Below are 19,637 nucleotides of genomic sequence, written 5' to 3'. Positions count from 1 at the left end.
AAGTACCAGATGAAAACGGGGGGATTATAGAGTAAACCTTCGCACAGCTAAAGAGATGCCTTGCTTGAGAGAAAAGAAAAGCCCGCCAAGCTATCACTCTCGGCGGGCTTTAGGTATCTGTCGCTTCCCTATGCTGAAAGAATCGACACCACCATTCTTAAACGACTTTGGTTTTCGTCATCTCTTTAATGCCAGACAAAATGAATGTCGGCAGTGAAGACACAAGAATCACACCAAATAGGTGGCCAGCACTTAGTGCCTCTGTGTTAAAGATCAGCTGACCGAGACCAGTATAAATAACACCAAGGGACAGCGTTGCCGAGACCGCTACAGCACCCAACAGGTATTTGTTGGTGAATGGATTCTTGCGGTATAGCGAGTTAAACGTACGCGAGTCAAACAAGTGCCATAGCTGAGCAAAAATCAGCATTGCGAACGCCATTGTTTGTGCATACTGCGCGCTTTGACCACTGCTCAGTGCCCAGTTGAAGGCCAAGTAGCTCATACCGCCTAATGCCAAACCGCGTGTCACAATACGAGTGCCCAGATGGTCGCTGAAGAAGCTTTCGTTACGCTTACGCGGCTTACGCTCCATCAAATCTTTCTCTTCAGGTTCTACACCCAGTGCCAACGCAGGCAGACCGTCAGAAACTAGGTTAATCCATAGAATCATCAGCGGCGTAAGAGGCAGAATCGCTTCTGGTCCCATCATCAAGAAAGCAAACAAGATAACCGATACTTCACCCACGTTCGCCGTCAGTGCTTGGCGAATAAACTTACGCAAGTTATCGAAGATCTGACGACCTTGGCGCACGGCCTTCACGATCGTGCTGAAGTTGTCATCCAGTAGAATCAAATCGCCCGAGTCTTTGGCTACCGATGTACCGGTGATACCCATTGCAACACCGATGTCCGCACGGCGAAGAGCTGGCGCGTCGTTCACGCCGTCACCTGTCATCGCTGCCACTTCATTATTGTGCTGCTGAGCTTGAACAATGCGCAGTTTGTGTTCTGGTGTTACACGAGCAAAGACGGCAACTTCCGGACAGATTTTACGTAGTGCCTCATCATCCATTTCATCCAGTTGTGCACCCGTAATGACCAAGTCTTTTTCACTGCGGATAATGCCGATTTCCCGTGCAATTGCCGCTGCAGTAAGTGCGTGGTCACCGGTGATCATCACCGTGCGAACGCCCGCGTTGTAACAGCTCTCTACTGCGTCGCGAACTTCTGGACGTGGTGGGTCCATGATTCCGTACAAACCAAGCACGGTAACATCTTTCTCTAACTCAGCAGGATCACGCTTGAGATCATCTTCTGTCAGCTCTTTATAACCTACTGCCAAAGTGCGAAGCGCTTGCTCTGCAAAGTCCTGAATTGCCGCTTCGTAGTTCGAAATCACCTCTTCTGCAGGACTTGCCGCTAACGCTAAGCTGCCTGTCGACATCGTTGGCGCTGTAGGTAACTCACCACCGTCGACCATAAAGCCAGAGGCATTGCGTAACACCACATCTGGTGCACCTTTAATAGCAAGGAAGTGCTTACCATCCGGTCCTTTGACAATCACTGACGCCATCTTACGAGCAGAGTCAAACGGGAACTTCTCAACGATAGAGTAACCGCCTGTCGATAGCATGTCTGATTGCTCTAGGCCCGCTTTTGCCGCTGCAACAATCAATGCTCCTTCAGTTGGGTTACCACGCACAGACGAGTTATCGCCATTTTTGATGTATTCCGCATCATTACATAGGGTCGCAACTACTAAGCCTTTCATCATCTCTGGGCTTTGCTTTGCATCAACCGTGTGGCCTAGCGGCTTAAATTCACCCTCAGGGCTAAAGCCTTTGCCCGACACTTCCCAGTAACGGCCACTTGCATCGTACGCTTTCATTACCTGCATTTGGTTTTGTGTCAGCGTACCTGTTTTATCTGAACAGATAACTGTGGTTGAACCCAGTGTCTCAATTGCAGAAAGCTGTTTCGCTAATGCGTTGTTCTTCACCATGCGCGTTGAGCCCATGGTCAACACAATTGAGATAACTGTTGGCAGACCTTCTGGAATCGCCGCTACCGACAACGAAATACCCGTGTTCAGAATTTCCAGCCAAGGCATACCGTGGTAAAGACCGATACCACAAACCACAGCCACCACACCTAAAGCCGCGACCATCAAGGTTTTCGCAATGGTATCCATACGTTCTTGCATTGGTGTTTTGGTCTCTTCGGTGTTTGCCATCATGTCCGCAATATGGCCAACTTCGGTCTTCATGCCTGTGCTGACAACCACACCTAAGCCTGTGCCAGTGGTCACAATCGTGGTCATAAAGCCCATATTACGCTGATCACCAAGGCCGACGGTTTCGTCTTCAATCACCTTAACGATTTTATCAACCGGCTCAGACTCACCAGTAAGTGCGGCTTCATCTACCGCAAGACGGTTCGCTTCAATGATGCGCACGTCCGCAGCAAGGATATCGCCCGTATTAATCTTTAAAATGTCACCCGGCACAATGTCACGTGCCAACACATCAACCCACTCGCCATTGCGACGAACTTGTGCCGTTGGCGCTGCCATTTCGCGCAGCGCTTCCATGCCCTTCTGAGCTTTAAATTCTTGCCAAAATGCGATGATGGCATTGATGAAGATGATCACAGTGATGGCAATCGCATCCACAAGGTGACCAGTAAAGAAGGAAACAATCGCACCAATACCCAGAATGAAGATCAATGGGTTCTTAAATTGGTGTAGAAATAGCTCAAGAGCAGATTTGCCTTCTTGCTCTTGTAGCTCGTTTTTGCCGTGTTCAGCCTGACGCTGCTCTACTTCTTCCGAAGTCAAACCTTGCTCAGTTGATACATTAAATTGAGTCAGTGTTTCTTCAACCGACTCAGTAAACCACTTTTTAGTCATGGGGGTCTCCAAAAAGCATTCAAGCGACATCAGTACAATTTCAAACTGATAAAAAGCATTCGCTGAATAGAATTGAGTTAAATCGCCTCGCTAGACACCGTTGCACCGTTTATTTTCATTTTGAATATTTATCAAGAATCTATTCAGTGTTATGCCAGCGAGTAAAAATAACCTACCCGAACCGATGAATACTTGTAATTAACTTTCAGATAGGCAGATAGCGAATGCGGACGAATCTTTGACCCCAATCAATCTCAATTTTATTTTGTCATACAAAAGATCAATTAAGTGTAAATGAACATGAATAAGACCCCGATTAGACTGAAAAAACACTTCATTTTTCCCGAAAAGTGTAATTTTTCTACAGAATGATTTTATTAAGAGTGGCTAACAAGCGTGACAAAAATACAAACTATTCGAAAAGATCTGTAAGGGAAGATAGAAAAATTGCTAATAAAGAATGACCAATTTTAGCTAGTCGAAATGCATCACATTCGAGTTATGCAAATAGCATATTTATTCAATTTAACAACAAAGAGAAACCACAAGAGACATGGCTGAATACTGCATACAAATTTGGTTATGAGTAATGAGAAACCACCAGCCAGACGAATAGCCAGTTGAGAGAAAGGGAAAAGGTTTGAGAGAGTATTTTACAGTGCAGAAACGAAAAAGCCTCGCTGTATAAGCGAGGCTTTTAAAGTGATGCTTGCAACAACTTTTAAATTTATAGCACCCTTCATACCATTAAACTCAATAGATTGATTTTATTGACCTTTAATTGAGTATCAATTTAGTACACCGAGTTTTACCTGTACTACTTCTGGAAACGATTTACAGTCGTTCGATAGCTAGTTGCCTTTAACGGAGCGACTCCATCCTTAGCCCTTTTGATGTTGATTTTTTCTATACGAGCAACAAAGTCCTTATGAGCTTTCGTGAAGTTAACTCTGACACTAGCAAGACAGTACTCCTTTACTAACTCGTCAAGCACCTTAATGACGACAGGATCAGTTTTAAGGGCTCGATTCCCCTTATTAGCATGTGCTGGCCTCAATGCGCTTTTCTTCCAGCCAGACTCAACGAATACACTTACCCACTTCGATAAAGTTCTCCAGCATGGTGGAGAAGCATCATCGAATCGCTTACTGGCGTCAGCTAGCCATGGCTCCAATCGCTTTTGTGTATATGCAGGAACCTCGTCGAGAACAGCTCTTACATACTGATATCGTCGTTCCATTTCGCGATCATCCTCTTTTTGCCGAGCTGTCTTCTTTGCTTTCTCTTTTTTCGATACAGGATCTTCAAACAACGAGCTTGGCACATCAACTTTGGAAATCCGTTTCAAAATGCCATTTTGGATATGAGCTTCCAATTGCCTGCGTGGGAAAACAAACTGCCCACCCTGAACAATATCCTTAAGCGCAATTTCGTCCCTGCTTATCGATCCAACTTGATAGTAAGAGCGCTTTCCACCTCGAAAATGCTTTACGAAAACGAGCTCTGGGTCTCTAAAGTTCATGAGCCTTCCTTGATCTAATACGCTTTCGTAAAGCCTGTGCACTGATAGGTTTTATTTCCTCCTTTCCAACATTTCTAAGCTCTGTATTCAAATCTTCAAGCACCTCAAGATAATCCTGATAAACGGCAGGAACTTTTAGATGGTGATCTGTGCTTTCTAGAAAGTCCGTGAGCAATGCATTATGATCATCGGAGATCTTAGGTAACCTGTTTCCAGCTTTCCTGTACCCTGGGATCAAACTGCTCTCCTCACAACCACTCTGCTTGTACGCCTTGATCCAACGATATAATGTAACTGCACTGGGTGGCTTACAATCAACTAGCTCAATTGATTTAATAGAAATATAGCTTGCTAACTTATGTTGGGTTCCTGAAGGGATATCAGCATCGATTGCCCCTCTGACGTACTTCAGGCGCCTTTGTTGCTCAGTATTATCACGAATCTCTTGCGGTGATTCGGACTTAGGCAATTGATCCAAGAAAGCTGCTATTTCCAATTGGTTGGCTACTTTGAACACTCCGGACTCAAGCAACGATTCAAAATACGAGCTTTCCAAATGAAACTCCGTACCTTGTTCAATATCTGTCAAAGTTACCTTTCCCCCGACCCCATCACTCAACTTAAGGAACGACACGCCTAACTTGGATTCTCGCGTGAGGGTAAGATTATCTTTCAACAAATCTGCCATTAACCTGAGCTCATCTAGGGTATACCCTAGATGAACATCATATTACTGTATTTGAATTGTTCATTTAGGGTAGCTATCTGAATTAATTAACAGTATGTTCATAAAGTCTAGATCCTAAATGAGCATTTGCCATGACTAAAGTCGGTTACGCAAGAGTATCCACTCATGATCAATCATTGATGCTACAACTCGAAGCATTAAAACAAGCTGGCTGTATCAAAGTCTTTTCTGACACGGCATCAGGTAGTGACGCTAATCGCAAGGGGTTACTGGAATTAAAAGATTATCTTCGGTCTGGTGATACGCTCGTAGTCACACGTATAGATAGAATTGCTCGATCCGTATTAGATCTGCAACAGCTAGTCGCTTATCTAAAAAAACAAGAAATCGAGCTAACAGCAACGGAGCAGCCTATTTCAACTAGCTCCGCTGCCGGTAAAGCCTTCCTTGATATGCTGAGTGTATTTGCTGAATTTGAGCTTAATATTCGTAAAGAGAGACAGTTAGAGGGTATAGCGGCAGCAAAAGCTGCTGGAAAATACAAGGGCCGTAAACCGACCCCTAAGGCTACTCAACAGGAAATTCTGCTCATGTATCAGAAACATAAGTCTGTATCCGAGATCGCTCGACTATGTAACGTTTCGCGTAATACTGTCTACAAGACCATCCGAGAACAGTCTGAATGATTTTTGGACAGTTCCGAGTTAGGGATTGTGGTTGAATGCGGCTATATCGGATAAGTAGAGTTTGGGGAAATTCATCTTCAAACTCGGTTGCTATTCACAGATAAGCGACCTATCAAATAAGTTGCAGGGTAAACGCATAACTCGTAGTACAATACCCTGAGTTTCTTCTGGGGTAAGCACATGTTTAAAAACATAAAATCAATAAAAAACTTCGGCATTTTCAAGGATGTTAGGACCAATGGTGGCCAGCCTTTCTACCAGTTCAATCTGTTATATGGCTTTAACTATTCAGGTAAAACAACATTATCACGAATCTTCCGTGCGATGCAGTTGGGTGAAATGCCAGAGGGATTTGAAACTGGTTCGTTTGAAATTGCACAGCATGAAAGTACTTCTATCTCAAGTAACGCGATAGAAAAAGTTGAGAACTTGCGTGTTTTCAATTCAGATTACATCGCAAAGAACGTTAACTTTGATGAATCAAGCGTTAACCCTGTTTTGATTGTTGGTGAACGCAACATTGACTTAGAAAAAGAACTTATAGAGCTCGAAGCAGCCATTCCCGCAAAAGAACAAGAACGCGAGAACAATTCAAAATCAGCGAACGATAAAGAAAAAGAAAAGAAAGACCGACTTACAGCTGTTGGTCGCAATGTCACAGAGTTAAACGTTCTTGGCAAATCGACCTTCAATGCGGCAAGTGTAAAATCAATGCTTAGTGATGTAACCGTTGAACATAAACTTACACCAGAGCAATTAAGTGCGTTCATAGATACAGCAAAAGCCACTGCCATTGCTAGTGCGCCTAAAGCAATAATATCTGTACCTAATATGACAACTGTCTTCACCGAAATCAAAGATATCTTGAGTACGTCAGTTACACAGATCACCATTGCTGAATTAGATGCTGACAAGAAATTAAGGGAGTGGGTTGAAGACGGCATAGAACGTAACGAAGGCCACACAACTTGTCAGTTCTGTCAGAATCCAATCAATCCAGCACGGTTAGAAGAACTAAATAGATACTTTTCGAAAGCTTATAAGGATTTAAGTCAGCGAATTGAATCTGCTATTGCGACTGTAAAAGCAAAATCATTAACTTCCAGCATTCCTAAAACTAGCCAGTTGTATCCTGACTTGCAGGCGGGATTTGATGAGCTTAGAAATGAAATTGAACCACTGAATAAATCTTTTGATGCTGTAAAGCTATCACTAATTTATTTGCTGACTGATAAAAAAGAATACATGGCAGAAGTCGTACCCTTCTGTGCTTCAGATTATCCATTACCAGATGCAACAGAGTTACTTGAGAAATTCAATACGCCAATCGAAGCGAATAACGAAAGGGCCTCTAATCACTCAACTGAACAGCGACAAGCTATTGAAGCGATCAAGCGTCACTATGTCTACCAAGAGATGCAGAATTATGACCACCTACAAGCAGCAATAGATATCAGAACTTTTCGAGATGCAGCTAAATCGTCGCAAGATGACATCAATGCTATGAATACCCGTATCGCTGCCATCAAAGCTGATCTGAATAACACTAAGCAAGGCGCTCAAAGCCTTAATGAAAACCTAAGACAGTACTTTGGTAAGACCGATATTGAAATTAAGCCAATTGATGGCACATACAAGTTCATGCGCGAGAACCGAGAAGCTAAGCATCTATCGGATGGTGAACGTACGGCTATTGCCTTTGCGTACTTTATAACGCAGCTTGAAGATGAATCACTGAAGGATTTTAAGCCAATTGTGTATCTGGATGACCCCATCTGTAGCCTTGATTCAAACCACATTTACAACGTTCTTGGGATCATAAAAAGTAAGCTGAATCATGACTACGTAGAACAGCTTTTCATATCTACGCATAACTTTGAATTCTTCAATCTAGTGAAGATGTGGATGTCTTACTATCGTGCAAGAGAAGGTAACCAAAAACGTTCGCAGTACTTCTTGATAAACCGTAAAGGTGATCATTCGCAAATTGACCAGTTGCCTGATTTATTGAAGAACCATAGATCTGAATACGCTTACCTGATCAGTAAGGTCAAAGAAGCTGTCAACCAGTCACAAAACTGTGATGCTATTGCTGTTCAGTCGTATGTCAGAAAGATAATGGAAGTGTATTTTTCGTTCAGATTCAACTTGACTGATTTCAGAAAGCAAGGGATAGATCATATCGCCCCTAATTTGTTGAAAGGCATTGATGACGCAGAAGTGAAGTCAAACGCCTTGTATGAGTACATGAATGAGAAGTGCCATGCGAAGTCAATGGAGCTTGGTACGCAACTTCCTGAAGCCGTGCAGCCACAATTGGCGGCTATTTGGGGCATAATCTGCACTGCTATTGAAACGAATGATAAGCCACACTATGACGCTTATTTCGCTTGATTTGTTCTTCGAGTTTTGAACTCAACCTAGAGTCAGTGATTACTTCGCTGACTCCATGGTCGCATAAGAAAATCTAACGGAAACTGTCGAACTGATATTGATAGTGTTTGTTGTCTCAAACTCACTTTGGGGCAAAGGTGAGTTAGCGCTAGTCGCCTCAACACCACTTTGAACAGAAACAAATTACGAAACAAGTTGTTTCGTAATTGGGCAGCAGATTGTTGCCCAAATAAATCTCATCATTATTACGTGCGCTCACAATATGTCTGGAGGCATAGACGGGCTATACAAACATCACGTAGCCTAACCAAAAGCAGATATAACACGTTGCTTGAACGCTTGAAGGAAGAGTTCATCGAAATGTTTGCCATCTTGCTTCAACAATAAATCGCTACTGCCTGTTTTCCAATCGACAATGCCCCTTGGGTCATTTTTGCTAACTGCATTACCGGTGACCACATTAAACACCGACTCGCCAGCACCTGTACTTGCGCTAACCTCACGCTCAACCAACACACATGCTTCGGGTATATCCTGCTCAACACGCTCCGCAAACTCGACCAAGTTTCGCTCTGCAAACGTGAACAACCACGCCTCTTGCTGTGCGCTGTTATTGACGCGCAGCACTCGACCAAGCACTTGCCTAAAGTACAGCTCCGTCTTTATAGCGCTTAAATGACAGCAAACTTGCAGCCTAGGAATATCCGTACCCTCACTGATCATTCCGACACTAACGATCCACTGTTGATTGCTGTTCCTAAATCGTTCAATTTCAGCTAATGGCTGCTCATGCTTGTAAGTAACGATTGTTGTAGATTGCCCGAACTTACTGATGAGTAGCTGCTCGATTTGTAATGCGTGTTCAACAGAGGCGGCGACTACAAGACCAGCTGCATTTGAGTTATGTACTCTCAAGTGATTCAGCTTTTCACAGGCCAGTTCGAGCAAATACGCCATCGCATCCTGATTCTGAATGACACTCAGATATGAATTGCTTGTCTGCTTTAACATTTCTGCGATGGAAGTGAATGATTGAGAAGTCTCTTTGCCAACTAGCGACAGTTGATCGCTATCAACCAATACAATTTTGGGCGTTCGACATACATTATCGGTAACTGCCTGTTTTAAAGTGTATTGATAATCCACTCGCAGGGTGCCAAGCTCATTGGTGTAATCACCCATTACGATCGGTAAGGCATCGGATCGCCACGGAGTCCCTGATAATGCAATGGTATAAGATGCAAAATTTTGAATCTTCGCTAGAACTTGTTTACCCCATGCGTTCCCGTCACCGGTTTCTGAGCCTGCGCAATGATGAATTTCATCAAAAATAGCGAATACTCGATAACGCTTCATAGCAAGCATGAATTCATCATCAATAAACTGCAGTGATTGGTAGGTCATTGATTGACCAACCGAACCCAATGCGCCACTAAAGGGTCGCTGTAATATTGCTGAAAAGATTATTTTCATCCCATCAGCGATAGCTCGTGATGGAGAAAAGCAAAGAACGAGGTCAACACAATTCAGCTCCAGAAGTCTTGACGCAATGGTAGCAGCAAGCACTGTTTTACCCGCTCCAGGCGTTGCCTGACAAAAGAAATGGCGTTCACCACTGAGGTATTTATTGATGGCAGCTGTGGCGCATTCTTGTTGCCAAACCCTCAACATGTCTTTTGCTCACACGCGATCGTATCAAGGACCGTCGTCAACACATTCACCTTACCTAACAACTGCGCAGAACGCTCTCTGGCCTGATTCAGCAACACATCGAGTTTTGGTTCAAGCTCTGGGAAGCGCTGAATTAATGACTGGTATTCTCCCACCTCACCAAGTGCAATCTCCAGCTCGCCACGCGACTCATTCCGCTCAGTGGCTAATACCGACCAAGTGAGTACTTCTGCCTCAATGACCTCGACAGGTTCTGGTTTCGGTGCAAACTCATGAGCATGTAACAACTCCGTTTGAAAATAGCGTTTGTTGGTCCGTGAACCTTCGACTCTCAACCAATTGTTACGTTCAAAGCGCAGTAATTGACGATAGAGTCGCAAACGCAGATTCGCTAAATCACAAGTTTGCTGAACATAAGGCAAGGATGCATCCCGTAATTCGACGACTGAAAAACCATCTATTCTTTTTTCAATCAATAACTTGTGCATTAATGCATCAATTTTTCTAACTCGTCTCATTGATAACTCAAACAATATTTAAAACTAAGGATTGCTTAGTATACGCAAATGAGCAAAACTAAGAAAATCTTAGTTAGACAAAGACTACCAGTATGATGACTACGTGCCATTCCAAAACCCATTTCCACAGCGCCTCAAAGAGGCCCGCAAGCAAGCAAACTTGTCCCAAAAAGCCTTGGGTATCTGCATAGGCATGGATGAGAGTACGGCGAGTGCGAGAATGAACCAATACGAGAAAGGACGCCACACGCCAGATGTGCGAACTTTGAAGCTCATCGCTGATGCGCTTGATGTGCCACTGAATTACTTTTTTTGTGAGGATGAGGTCTCGGCAGAGTTAGCAATCGCAATCTCTAAGCTGTCTACCGATCAGAAGAAACAACTCGCCGAGATTATCGCCAGTCTTCCTTCTGAAGAATAACGATGTTTGATTTCTCTCTTTCTCCCCGCTATTGACTGCAATTAGTGTGCGTCAACTCATTTTCTAGTAGCATGATTTAATTATAAAATCTCAAACTATTATGTTGCCGGACAAACGTTAGCACTTGAACGCAGTCCTTATAAGAGAGAGCGGTGTGTACTTATCAAATCTAATAATTAAAAACTTCCGAAATTTTGAATACATCGATATACCATTAACAAAAAATATAGTGTTGCTTGGGGAAAATAGAGTAGGGAAAAGTAATTTGCTTCACGCAATTAGGTTAGTACTTGATTCCTCTCTACCTGATTCAGATCGGCATCTTAAACTTTCAGACTTTTGGGATGGTTGCGATCTATCGAAAGCTCCTCAAATCGAAGTACATCTGGACTTTGCAGATTTTGACAGTGACCTGTCATTAGCAGCATTGTTGACTGATTTTCGTAGATCAGATTCACCAACTGTAGCGCGCCTAAGTTATGTGTTTAGAAAGAAAGCTAGCGTATTGGGAACTGCTGGTTCAAGTGAGGACTATGAATTTATAGTTTTCGGCGGTGGTGAGGAGACCCGCTCCGTGCCAAGTAGAGTTCGGCGTCGCATATCTTTGGACATGCTACATGCTCTTCGGGATGCTGAAGGACAACTAGCATCGTGGAGGAACTCTCCACTTCGTCCATTACTTGAAGACGCCATGGCATCTGTTGAGAGCACTGACCTTGAAAGTGTAGCGAATGATCTTGAGTCGGCCAATGCTAGAATTGAATCATTTGAATCAGTTAGGAAACTTGAAGACTCTTTAAGGAGTAGAATTCACGATCTTTCGGGGAACGCTCAAGACATTGATCCTCGACTTCGTTTTTCCCCTTCAGATCCAACGCGTCTATTCCGCGCACTCTCTCTTTTTATTGACGGAGGGAAGCGCGGCATAAACGAAGCCAGTCTTGGGTCGGCTAATGTCGCCTTACTAGCTCTCAAATTAGCCGAATTTAGTTGGCTGCGACAGAAAAATGAGCGTAATTACTCGGTGCTTTGTATCGAAGAGCCAGAGGCACATCTGCATCCTCAACTTCAGCGTTCAGTTTTTGATAAGCTTTTCAATGACGTTACATCAGATCAGTCTCTTGTTGTAACAAGTCATTCACCAACCCTCGCAGCAATTGCTCCTCTGAGATCAGTAATCAACTTACGGCATCTAGGCGGGGCAACCAAAGCATTTTCACTCGCTCGCCTTCCAATTTCACCCGACGAATTGGAAGATATAGAACGCTACTTAACAGCAACTCGCTCAGAAATGCTCTTTGCGCGAGGTGTCATCTTTGTTGAAGGAGATGCGGAAGAAGCCTTACTGCCAGTGTTTGCTGATTCCCTCGGACACAACTTAGATGAGTTAGGTATTACAGTTTGTAATGTCGCTGGCGTTAATTTTAAGCCTTATGTAAAACTAGCTACTGGATTAGGGTTGCCCTTTTCAGTAGTAACAGACTGGGACCCGCTGGATGGAACTAGGCAACCTTTAGGCATTGAGCGTACACTTGGTATTTGGGATGCTTACTGCGAAGTCTCAGGAAGAGAGCTATTGAGCACTTCCGAAAGAGCATCATGGTCGAGCTGCGATTTTACTGATTTTTCCTCTAGCTGGTCACGAGCTGGTATATTTTTGAACAATCAAACCTTTGAAGTGGCAGTAGCACATACCCCAAGTCTTCAAGGTGCTCTTCTAAATATATTAGACGAACAAGGTTTTGGCTCCACACGTTCTGCAAGAATCAACGCATGGAAAACTGGCCAGAGCGTAGATCCCAGTCATCTTCTTTCTATGGTGTCTGATATAGGAAAAGGACGATTAAGTGCCAAGCTTGCTAAGAAAATTCATGGATTGATGCCGCCACCATACATCACTTCTGCAATCAAATTTGTGGTGTCCAATGTCTAAACCTAAAGCTCTTGAGTTCGCCTTAGAGGAACTCAAAAACAACCCTGAGCAGCAACAAGCTGTCTATGCTAAAGGACACTGTATCGTTCTTGCTGGGCCAGGAAGTGGTAAAACAAAAACACTCACTGTAACTATGGCGAGGATCCTTTCAGAAGAGATCAAAGAACCTCGCGGCGTTGCATGCATCACTTATAACAATGAATGCTCTCTCGAGCTAGAGTCCCGCTTGGTAGAGCTTGGTATCACTACTAATGAGCGTGTTTTCATCGGCACTGTTCATAGCTTTGCTCTAACTCAGATTATCTCGCCTTATGCGCGCTGTATGCCTGGATTTTTACCGGCAAACTATCGCATTGCAACTGCTCAAGAGTGTCGAACTGCGGTCGAGGCTGCATACGTTCGTGTATTCAATGATGGAGGAGATCCCCATCAACGCTGGAAAATAGCTGAAAAAAAACGTAGGCAAGACGTCGATAGAACTCTGCCTAACTGGCGAGGACGAAATGAAGAACTTTCATTCTTCATCGAAGCCTACGAGGCAGAATTACGTCAGAACGGACTTATTGACTTTGACGATATGCCTCTAATTGCTTTCAAAATGGTCAAGGATAATTTTTGGATTAGACGAGCTTTATTATCTCGTTTTCCTGTCTTGTTTGTTGATGAATATCAGGACTTAGGTCATGCCCTCCATGAACTAGTACTATTGCTTTGTTTTGAAGGCGGCATTCGCTTATTCGCTGTTGGGGATGCCGATCAGTCTATCTACGGCTTTACTGGTGCAAATCCGGATCTTCTAAGCGGACTGACTTCTAGAAATAATGTATCTACAATGAAGCTTCGTTTTAATTATCGTTCTGGAAGCAAAATAATTCGTGGCTCTATTGGCGTGCTTGGTGAAGAACGAGATTACTGCGGACTCGATGGCTCAGGTGAAGGAGAAATCAGCTTTTACCCAGTACCTGCTAATATCGATGGCCAAGCTCGTTATATTGCAAAAGCGATAATACCCAACTTGCTTGAAAAAGGTATAAAGGCAGATCAAGTAGCTATTCTCTACAGAGCAGCTTGGCTTGGGGATAAAGTAGCCTCAGCTCTTGACTCAACTGCTACACCATATCAGCGAACTGATGGCAACTCGCTGATAAATAGAAGCTCCAGGTTAGCTCGTTTTATAGAAGCCTGTGCACGTTGGACTACGGGAGGATGGATAGAAGCCAGCCCCTCATTTAATAGGCTACAGAAGGAAGCTTACTATTTAGTTTATGGTGGCAGTGCGACCGAAGATGAAAAAAACTTGCTCTCGCAACAGTTAATGGCTTTCCTGCATAGTGGTATTGGTATGAGTGAATTCACCCACCCATGGTTACAACGTTTTTTGAGTGAGTTGATTGAACCATGGAGACTGGTATGTCGTAACGTCCACCAAGAGTGGGACCTTTGTTTAAGGATGCTTGAGCGAACAGATCCTAAAAATAGCCGAGATATGCCTCTCAAATTTTTTGCAGGCCGAATAGAGGGCTCAGGTCGTGTAACTCTCAGTACTTTGCATAGTGCCAAGGGCCGCGAGTTTGATGCTGTAATAATGTTTGGTGTTAATCAAAATGGGTTGCCCAGTCAGCAAGACTTGCAAAATGAGAAAAGCTTTAGAGAAGCTCGTAGACTCTTTTACGTTGGAGTAACACGCCCGAGATTGCATTTATCTTTTGTATTTCAAGAGGGGTTTTGCTCCCCATGGGTACTAGACTTCTACAATAAAATTAAGTAATTACATGGCGCATTCTTTATCTCCGAGTTCAATTTCACTCTAGCTTGTTCAAGGCAAATTATCAGTTCAATCAACGACGACTTCCCCTCTGATCTTTTCAAATTTAGTAAACCACTACTTCTCAAGCAACTTGCTCAACACATGTACATAACCTCTGCGGTAGATCTCGTGCCCATCTTTGTCTTTCACCTGCCCTGTTGGCATCACAACCCATTCCATTTTCTGCATTTTTTCATCTGAAATGGCATCGCGAATAGCTTCTGCTTCTAATGGAGTCATGGCGCTATCTGGGCGCTGTCGTTCATCATTTAGATGCGCGTTGGATTGATTTTTTTGCAGTGTCCTGTCGATAACGATATCGCTGTTGGCTTTGAGTACATTGAGTTGGTCACGATATTTGTTTCGCTCTGCAATCAAAGAGCCGACTACGGCACGGATCACGGGGTCATCTATGGAATCGAGTATGTGTTGATCATTGCTGTTTAACAGTTGTTTTTGCCTTACCGAGAGGGGCTTCTTACGCGTCGTGCCACTATACGCAGCCCATGCATCTATCAATTGCTGAAAATGCTTACCTGTTCGGTTTCGAATAGTCTGAGTTGTAGGGCCTCCCTGAGCTTTAGACAACTTCCCGATTGTGGCGATGGAGAAATCCAATGGTTCAATTTGGCTCTGCTTCGCCAGTACAGCATTAAGCGTTCTCAATGCTGATTCTGTGCGCGTTGTCGCTTGCGAACACAACTCTTCAAGAACAATGTCTGGATGGATGATTTCAGTCATTATCTTCTAGCCCCTTCGCTTTTTTACTCGTTAAATCGACAAGCCTGAGAATGTTGATGCCAGTTTTGGCTTCAATACCTTTTACCCCTGCTTCAAGTAGCCCTGCATCTTTCAGATATGCCTCTGCATCTAAATAGCTGGCTATTCGAGCCATTGCTTTGTATCTATCAGGTTCACCTGTAGCGTTGAGCATTGCATTGACCATGGCATTGCCAGCCAACAACTGGGTTTCATCATCTAGCTGCAGCAAAAACGGCATATAGCCTGATTTCATTAGCATGCCGTTGAGCTTATTACTGCGGTGCGCGATGGCTGAGGTTTTCCTAAGATCGTCACGTAGATCGGTATAGATCTCAGCATCATCACAAATCTGAATCAGTTGCCGAAATTCAGACTCGGTATCCAAAAAGCTGAAGAAAGGAGAAATGTCTTCTGGTGAGCCCAGTGCCACCACTTTATCTTTGCCATCTCCAGCCTCTCGCTGCGTTTCTAGTGCTAATAGTTTGCGGATGATCTGAAAGCATGCAACGAGATCTTTCGCGTATTCATCAGCATCGCTCTGTTGCTTTTCAAGGCGGCGCTCAAGTACATGCAAATCTTGGTATTTGGTAAATGCTTGCCCATTGATTTCACAAAAGTATTCTTCATCAAGTAGTAGAGATTGCTGCTGCTCGAGCTCTGCCGCAATTTTGGCCGACTCAGAGGCGTGATAGCTGAGATTATTAAAATGCGCAGTTAAGGCACGGAGATAACTTAGATCTGTGATGAACCAGCGGCAACGAACACAGTTTTCTAGGCCATGAGGCACCGGACCATAAAGATCCGCTTGATTTCGATTGGCTCGCTTTAGCCGCTCTCCGCCATTCCAACAACCTGGAATAGGCGTGTTCTCAGCTGAGGGCTGAGTATTACCTCCGGCTAAGCAGATCCCAATGGCTTTTTCTTGCCAGCCTGCCGGATTACGAACCCGGAAAATATTCTGCAACGCTTCCAAATCTTGATACGAAGTCTGTAGTCCAATCTCTTCTATCGATTGAGTGGCAAGGAATGTTTGCAAACTCTCTTGACCTTTTTCGGTGATCTTATCCTCGGCCTGCTTCATCTTTCGAGCCATCATCACAGCACTGACTTTGGTGTAATGCAGCGTCATGATGAAACGGCTGTGTCCCACCAAAAGTTTTGACAGTACGGGCGTTGGAATTTCGCCTTCGAGGGTATAACAGGTGATGAGTGAAACGCGCAGCGAATGAAGTGGGAACAGTGCTTTACGAGGATTCTTCGGATCAACAAAATGTACTTTGCCACCATCCGTTAAGGTGTGACCGACTTTGTAAACATCCTCTTCTAGCTGACTAAGCAATTCAAGCCAGAGGGTACTAACAAACCCAGCGGTTATGGGAAGTTCTATTTCTCGCTCAATTCGAGCGGCTGCATTGCGGAAAAGAAAACAAATATTGCCAATCTCATCCCGTTGCGTTAGCGATTTGGTGCTGCCAAAGTGCTTGTAGTCTAAATCATAAATTGAAGTCTGCTTACTAATTGGATTGTACTTCTCTTGCCAGTTGCGCAATTTTTCAAGCCAATACAGTACATCTTCATTCTGCCAAGGGATGACATAACCTCGCGTGATTTCATCTTTGTTTCTATCGGCCGTTTTGTTGGTATTGATGTATAAGCCCGTCATCACATCGCCGATGTCCGGCGTAACGATCCTGTGCATTACACCTTTTTGCCATGGCCGCTTCTCATTGCCTTGAACAAAATCGTGTTTCTTGTTGTGCACCCATTGACCACGCTCATATCGCCAAGTATCCGCTTCGCCAGAATCTAACATCCGAACTTGATACGTCCTCAGAGGCAATTGCAACTTTACGTACAGCACCATTGCCCGCACTGGTGACCAAATCAGATGAAGCGATTCCCCCGCTTTGTAGTGCTTTAGCACACCGTTGACTCGAATAGAACGATCTTTATCAAGCTTGACCTCACGCCAAACACAGTCGTGATCACTTGGGTCTATCATCGCTTTATCGACAATAAACCAATCCCTCTTGTGTCTGCTATTTACCAGAAAATAACCGGATTGTTCAATTGCCCAACGCCAATCTGAAAAGTTTCCTCTTTGTGTAGGACAGATTATTTTCCGCAGTTTTTTTATGTAGTAAAAAGGTAGAGTGTTGTAGACCGTTTCTTGATTATTAATTGGATTACTTTCTTTGCGGAACGGATTTTTAAACATTGGCACTGGATCACCATTATCATCCGGTTGAGAATAATACGTTTCCAATACCCAGTCGATAAACGTGCAAACCTCATTGTTTTGCCTAACTCGGTAACGCTCTGATAAGTCGAATTTTGTTAGAAACTGATTGTAGTCCTGTGCCCCCATATCAAACAACTCGACAGGATCTGTAATGAAAAGAGGTACTAAATACTCTTCCAGAAAACGGGCTAATGCATGTCGTTTATGATCAATGCTGTATTGCTTTTCATTCAACCATGTTGCCGCCAATTCACGCCAAGTCTCCCAACCAGAGCCATTATTTCGCGTGAACCAAGTAAATTCATAATCGGTTGATTTCATCCATCACCTATCGAAATTTAGGGTATTTGCCAGCGAACAAACCATTAGGGTCGATATCTTCAAACCCCGTTTCCATGATCTCTTTCCAACTCAGTTCGACATCCTGCCGAAATATCGCGTGCTCTTGCCTATCTAGGCGAGCCATTGCCTCTTCACACGCATCTGTGACATCTCTAATGCCCGGTTGGGTGTAGACCGACTGCGATAAAAGTGAAGCATGATGAAGTGCTTTTTTGATCAGTAACGGGTCGACTTTTGCATTCGATAACCGGCGCCCATAAGCATGTCGGTGAGCGTGTGGCGTTCGACCTGTGGGTTTAGAAACGGTTTGCTGTATTCGTGCCATCGCCGCTTTATAACTTTGATTAAACGCGTTCAGCGTCAATGACTGGCCGAGATGATGTTTTGAAAAGCTAACAAACGCGTATGGATGAGTTCGCTCAAGTGGGAGTAAGTACAGCAAATATTGCCGCCACAGCTTTGCAAACAGCTCACCGTAATAAGCAGGAAACCAATGAAGATGAATGAAATTATCACTGTCATCTACCACTCTGTTTTTCCAACCAACTCGCGCCGTGCCTGTTAGCTTATTGCGTGGTTTAAGATGATATTTCTCAGCTAAATACGCCGCTCTCGTTGTTTGTCGCTTTCGACCTCGCCAATTGTTTGGTGCTTTCCCATCCTCTGGGTGATAGAGCCTGACAATCACGCTATTGCTGTTTTCAGGATCATGAAAAACGTCATCAATCCACAAGTGCAAGGCATCACTTTCTCTGACGCCTGCACCGTGCATCAATAACAAAATCAATTGGTCTCGCACTGCAACCCGCACATCTCTTGCTGAGCCAGCACCATCGATAAAAAAAGACTTAAATAAGTTTTCAGGGAAAGAAATGGCGTCACCATCAACTTTCAGTACATCTTGTTTTCCGCGCACTTTTCTGACTTTTTTGAGCATGTCTGTCAGTGCGTTATTTTTGATATGACCAAGAAAGTTATGCTGATTTCTTTTAAACCAAGCGGCGTAATTTAGACGTTCTTGATGACTTGTGGCTTGCTCAAATGGGTTAATGCTCTGGCTTTGATTGTGGAGCACCAACCAGTCAGTTAAACCGTTCAGTGATGAGAGAAGCTGATTCACGTTAGAAACCGAACGGGGCAACCAGTAAAGTTGTGATGGATCGCTTCCATCCTTACCAATGGTTCCTATCGACAGCTTTTGGACAAACGAGAGAAATAATTTACTGGGTTCAGAAAACAACCCTTTGTTTGCTTCCATATATTCGAGAAGCAACTGACAGGACAACACGACGCGATTCATCCAAGGAAGACTATTTCGATGAGATTGACTGAGGATGTAATCAAGCAGAGGTTCAAACACCCCTTGATGTGTCAACAAAACCGGGACTTCAAGAACGGCGCCTGAATGATCCGTTTTGATTTGAGCGGTGACTTTTACGATCCCAACCATAAACCTATCTTGAACAAATCAGTTTTAGTAGGTTTAGTACAGTTATAGCTATAAATCTAACAAAAAAGCCAGAGTGAGAAACTAATCTTACTCTGGCTTAGAACCGCTTATAGTATAGTTTTATCTACTATAGATATAACATATATTGCAGGCTTCATAAAGGGTGGGACCCCAGCCACATCCCGGCACACAAGTCACCCGCTGCGGCTGCTTCCTTCCGGACCTGACCGAGTTCACGAGCTATTGTTGCGAGAGGACCAGGGCCCCATAATTCTGTTTTGAGAGCGCGT

Annotated in this window: 13 protein-coding genes and 1 other RNA gene; 5 read left to right on the top strand and 9 right to left on the bottom strand. The window is 43.9% G+C overall.

The window, feature by feature from the left end:
• Window positions 1-157 precede the first annotated feature (157 nt).
• From KIT90_RS13425 to KIT90_RS13415, 3 genes are all read right to left on the bottom strand, one after another.
• A complete protein-coding gene (locus tag KIT90_RS13425) occupies window positions 158-2,911 on the bottom strand; it encodes a cation-transporting P-type ATPase (protein WP_285377078.1) in 2,754 nt (917 codons plus the stop codon).
• An 817-nt stretch (window positions 2,912-3,728) separates the two neighbouring features.
• Window positions 3,729-4,433 (bottom strand): hypothetical protein, encoded by a 705-nt coding sequence (locus KIT90_RS13420; RefSeq protein ID WP_285377077.1) that lies wholly within the window; start codon window positions 4,431-4,433, stop codon window positions 3,729-3,731.
• On the bottom strand, window positions 4,423-5,121 hold the full coding sequence (locus KIT90_RS13415; protein ID WP_285377076.1) for a hypothetical protein: 699 nt from the start codon (window positions 5,119-5,121) through the stop codon (window positions 4,423-4,425). The genes KIT90_RS13420 and KIT90_RS13415 overlap by 11 nt, the downstream gene beginning before the upstream one ends.
• Window positions 5,122-5,252: 131 nt before the next feature.
• Here KIT90_RS13415 and KIT90_RS13410 point away from each other — a divergent pair, with 131 nt between their 5' ends.
• Window positions 5,253-5,807: a recombinase family protein gene (locus tag KIT90_RS13410; protein ID WP_285377075.1), complete on the top strand. Its 555-nt coding sequence runs from the start codon at window positions 5,253-5,255 to the stop codon at window positions 5,805-5,807.
• A gap of 180 nt (window positions 5,808-5,987) precedes the next feature.
• Window positions 5,988-8,201, top strand: coding sequence for an AAA family ATPase (locus tag KIT90_RS13405; RefSeq protein ID WP_285377074.1), 2,214 nt, complete (start codon window positions 5,988-5,990; stop codon window positions 8,199-8,201).
• Between the two features lie 303 nt (window positions 8,202-8,504).
• Here KIT90_RS13405 and KIT90_RS13400 read toward each other — a convergent pair whose 3' ends face one another.
• Together KIT90_RS13400 and KIT90_RS13395 are read right to left on the bottom strand one after the other, a co-directional pair.
• On the bottom strand, window positions 8,505-9,872 hold the full coding sequence (locus tag KIT90_RS13400) for a DEAD/DEAH box helicase (RefSeq protein ID WP_285377073.1): 1,368 nt from the start codon (window positions 9,870-9,872) through the stop codon (window positions 8,505-8,507).
• Window positions 9,866-10,360, bottom strand: coding sequence for a hypothetical protein (locus KIT90_RS13395; RefSeq protein WP_306310053.1), 495 nt, complete (start codon window positions 10,358-10,360; stop codon window positions 9,866-9,868). Before KIT90_RS13395 ends, KIT90_RS13400 begins: the two co-directional genes overlap by 7 nt.
• Window positions 10,361-10,493: 133 nt before the next feature.
• On the opposite strand from KIT90_RS13395, the gene KIT90_RS13390 reads away from it, so the two are divergent.
• The 3 genes from KIT90_RS13390 (at window position 10,494) to KIT90_RS13380 (ending at window position 14,512) form a co-directional block, all read left to right on the top strand.
• The gene (locus KIT90_RS13390) at window positions 10,494-10,811 is read left to right on the top strand and encodes a helix-turn-helix transcriptional regulator (protein ID WP_285377071.1); all 318 of its coding nucleotides are present in this window, start codon (window positions 10,494-10,496) and stop codon (window positions 10,809-10,811) included.
• A gap of 154 nt (window positions 10,812-10,965) precedes the next feature.
• Complete coding sequence (locus KIT90_RS13385) at window positions 10,966-12,744, top strand: AAA family ATPase (protein ID WP_285377070.1); 1,779 nt, start codon at window positions 10,966-10,968, stop codon at window positions 12,742-12,744.
• A complete protein-coding gene (locus tag KIT90_RS13380; protein ID WP_285377069.1) occupies window positions 12,737-14,512 on the top strand; it encodes an ATP-dependent helicase in 1,776 nt (591 codons plus the stop codon). Before KIT90_RS13385 ends, KIT90_RS13380 begins: the two co-directional genes overlap by 8 nt.
• Before the next feature lie 114 nt (window positions 14,513-14,626).
• On the opposite strand, the gene gmtX is transcribed toward KIT90_RS13380, so the two are convergent.
• The 4 genes from gmtX to ffs form a co-directional block, all read right to left on the bottom strand.
• A complete protein-coding gene (gene gmtX / locus KIT90_RS13375) occupies window positions 14,627-15,292 on the bottom strand; it encodes a gamma-mobile-trio protein GmtX (protein WP_285377068.1) in 666 nt (221 codons plus the stop codon).
• Window positions 15,285-17,876 (bottom strand): integrase family protein, encoded by a 2,592-nt coding sequence (locus KIT90_RS13370; protein WP_285377067.1) that lies wholly within the window; start codon window positions 17,874-17,876, stop codon window positions 15,285-15,287. The genes gmtX and KIT90_RS13370 overlap by 8 nt, the downstream gene beginning before the upstream one ends.
• Before the next feature lie 7 nt (window positions 17,877-17,883).
• Complete coding sequence (gmtY, locus tag KIT90_RS13365; protein WP_285377066.1) at window positions 17,884-19,347, bottom strand: gamma-mobile-trio recombinase GmtY; 1,464 nt, start codon at window positions 19,345-19,347, stop codon at window positions 17,884-17,886.
• Between the two features lie 166 nt (window positions 19,348-19,513).
• Window positions 19,514-19,610, bottom strand: an RNA gene (gene ffs, locus KIT90_RS13360) — signal recognition particle sRNA small type.
• Window positions 19,611-19,637: the final 27 nt, after the last annotated feature.

Source organism: Vibrio sp. B172a (assembly GCF_030248355.1).
GTDB lineage: Bacteria > Pseudomonadota > Gammaproteobacteria > Enterobacterales > Vibrionaceae > Vibrio > Vibrio owensii.
The sequence above is the reverse complement of the archived record's forward strand: the minus strand, read 5'-3'. Positions and strand labels throughout refer to the sequence as shown.

Coding starts and splice junctions, on each gene's coding strand:
- KIT90_RS13395 (WP_306310053.1), bottom strand. CDS start 10,360: ATGCACAAGTTATTGATTGAAAAAAGAATAGATGGTTTTTCAGTCGTC.
- KIT90_RS13415 (WP_285377076.1), bottom strand. CDS start 5,121: ATGGCAGATTTGTTGAAAGATAATCTTACCCTCACGCGAGAATCCAAG.
- KIT90_RS13425 (WP_285377078.1), bottom strand. CDS start 2,911: ATGACTAAAAAGTGGTTTACTGAGTCGGTTGAAGAAACACTGACTCAA.
- KIT90_RS13380 (WP_285377069.1), top strand. CDS start 12,737: ATGTCTAAACCTAAAGCTCTTGAGTTCGCCTTAGAGGAACTCAAAAAC.
- gmtY (WP_285377066.1), bottom strand. CDS start 19,347: ATGGTTGGGATCGTAAAAGTCACCGCTCAAATCAAAACGGATCATTCA.
- KIT90_RS13370 (WP_285377067.1), bottom strand. CDS start 17,876: ATGAAATCAACCGATTATGAATTTACTTGGTTCACGCGAAATAATGGC.
- KIT90_RS13420 (WP_285377077.1), bottom strand. CDS start 4,433: ATGAACTTTAGAGACCCAGAGCTCGTTTTCGTAAAGCATTTTCGAGGT.
- KIT90_RS13400 (WP_285377073.1), bottom strand. CDS start 9,872: ATGTTGAGGGTTTGGCAACAAGAATGCGCCACAGCTGCCATCAATAAA.
- gmtX (WP_285377068.1), bottom strand. CDS start 15,292: ATGACTGAAATCATCCATCCAGACATTGTTCTTGAAGAGTTGTGTTCG.
- KIT90_RS13410 (WP_285377075.1), top strand. CDS start 5,253: ATGACTAAAGTCGGTTACGCAAGAGTATCCACTCATGATCAATCATTG.
- KIT90_RS13405 (WP_285377074.1), top strand. CDS start 5,988: ATGTTTAAAAACATAAAATCAATAAAAAACTTCGGCATTTTCAAGGAT.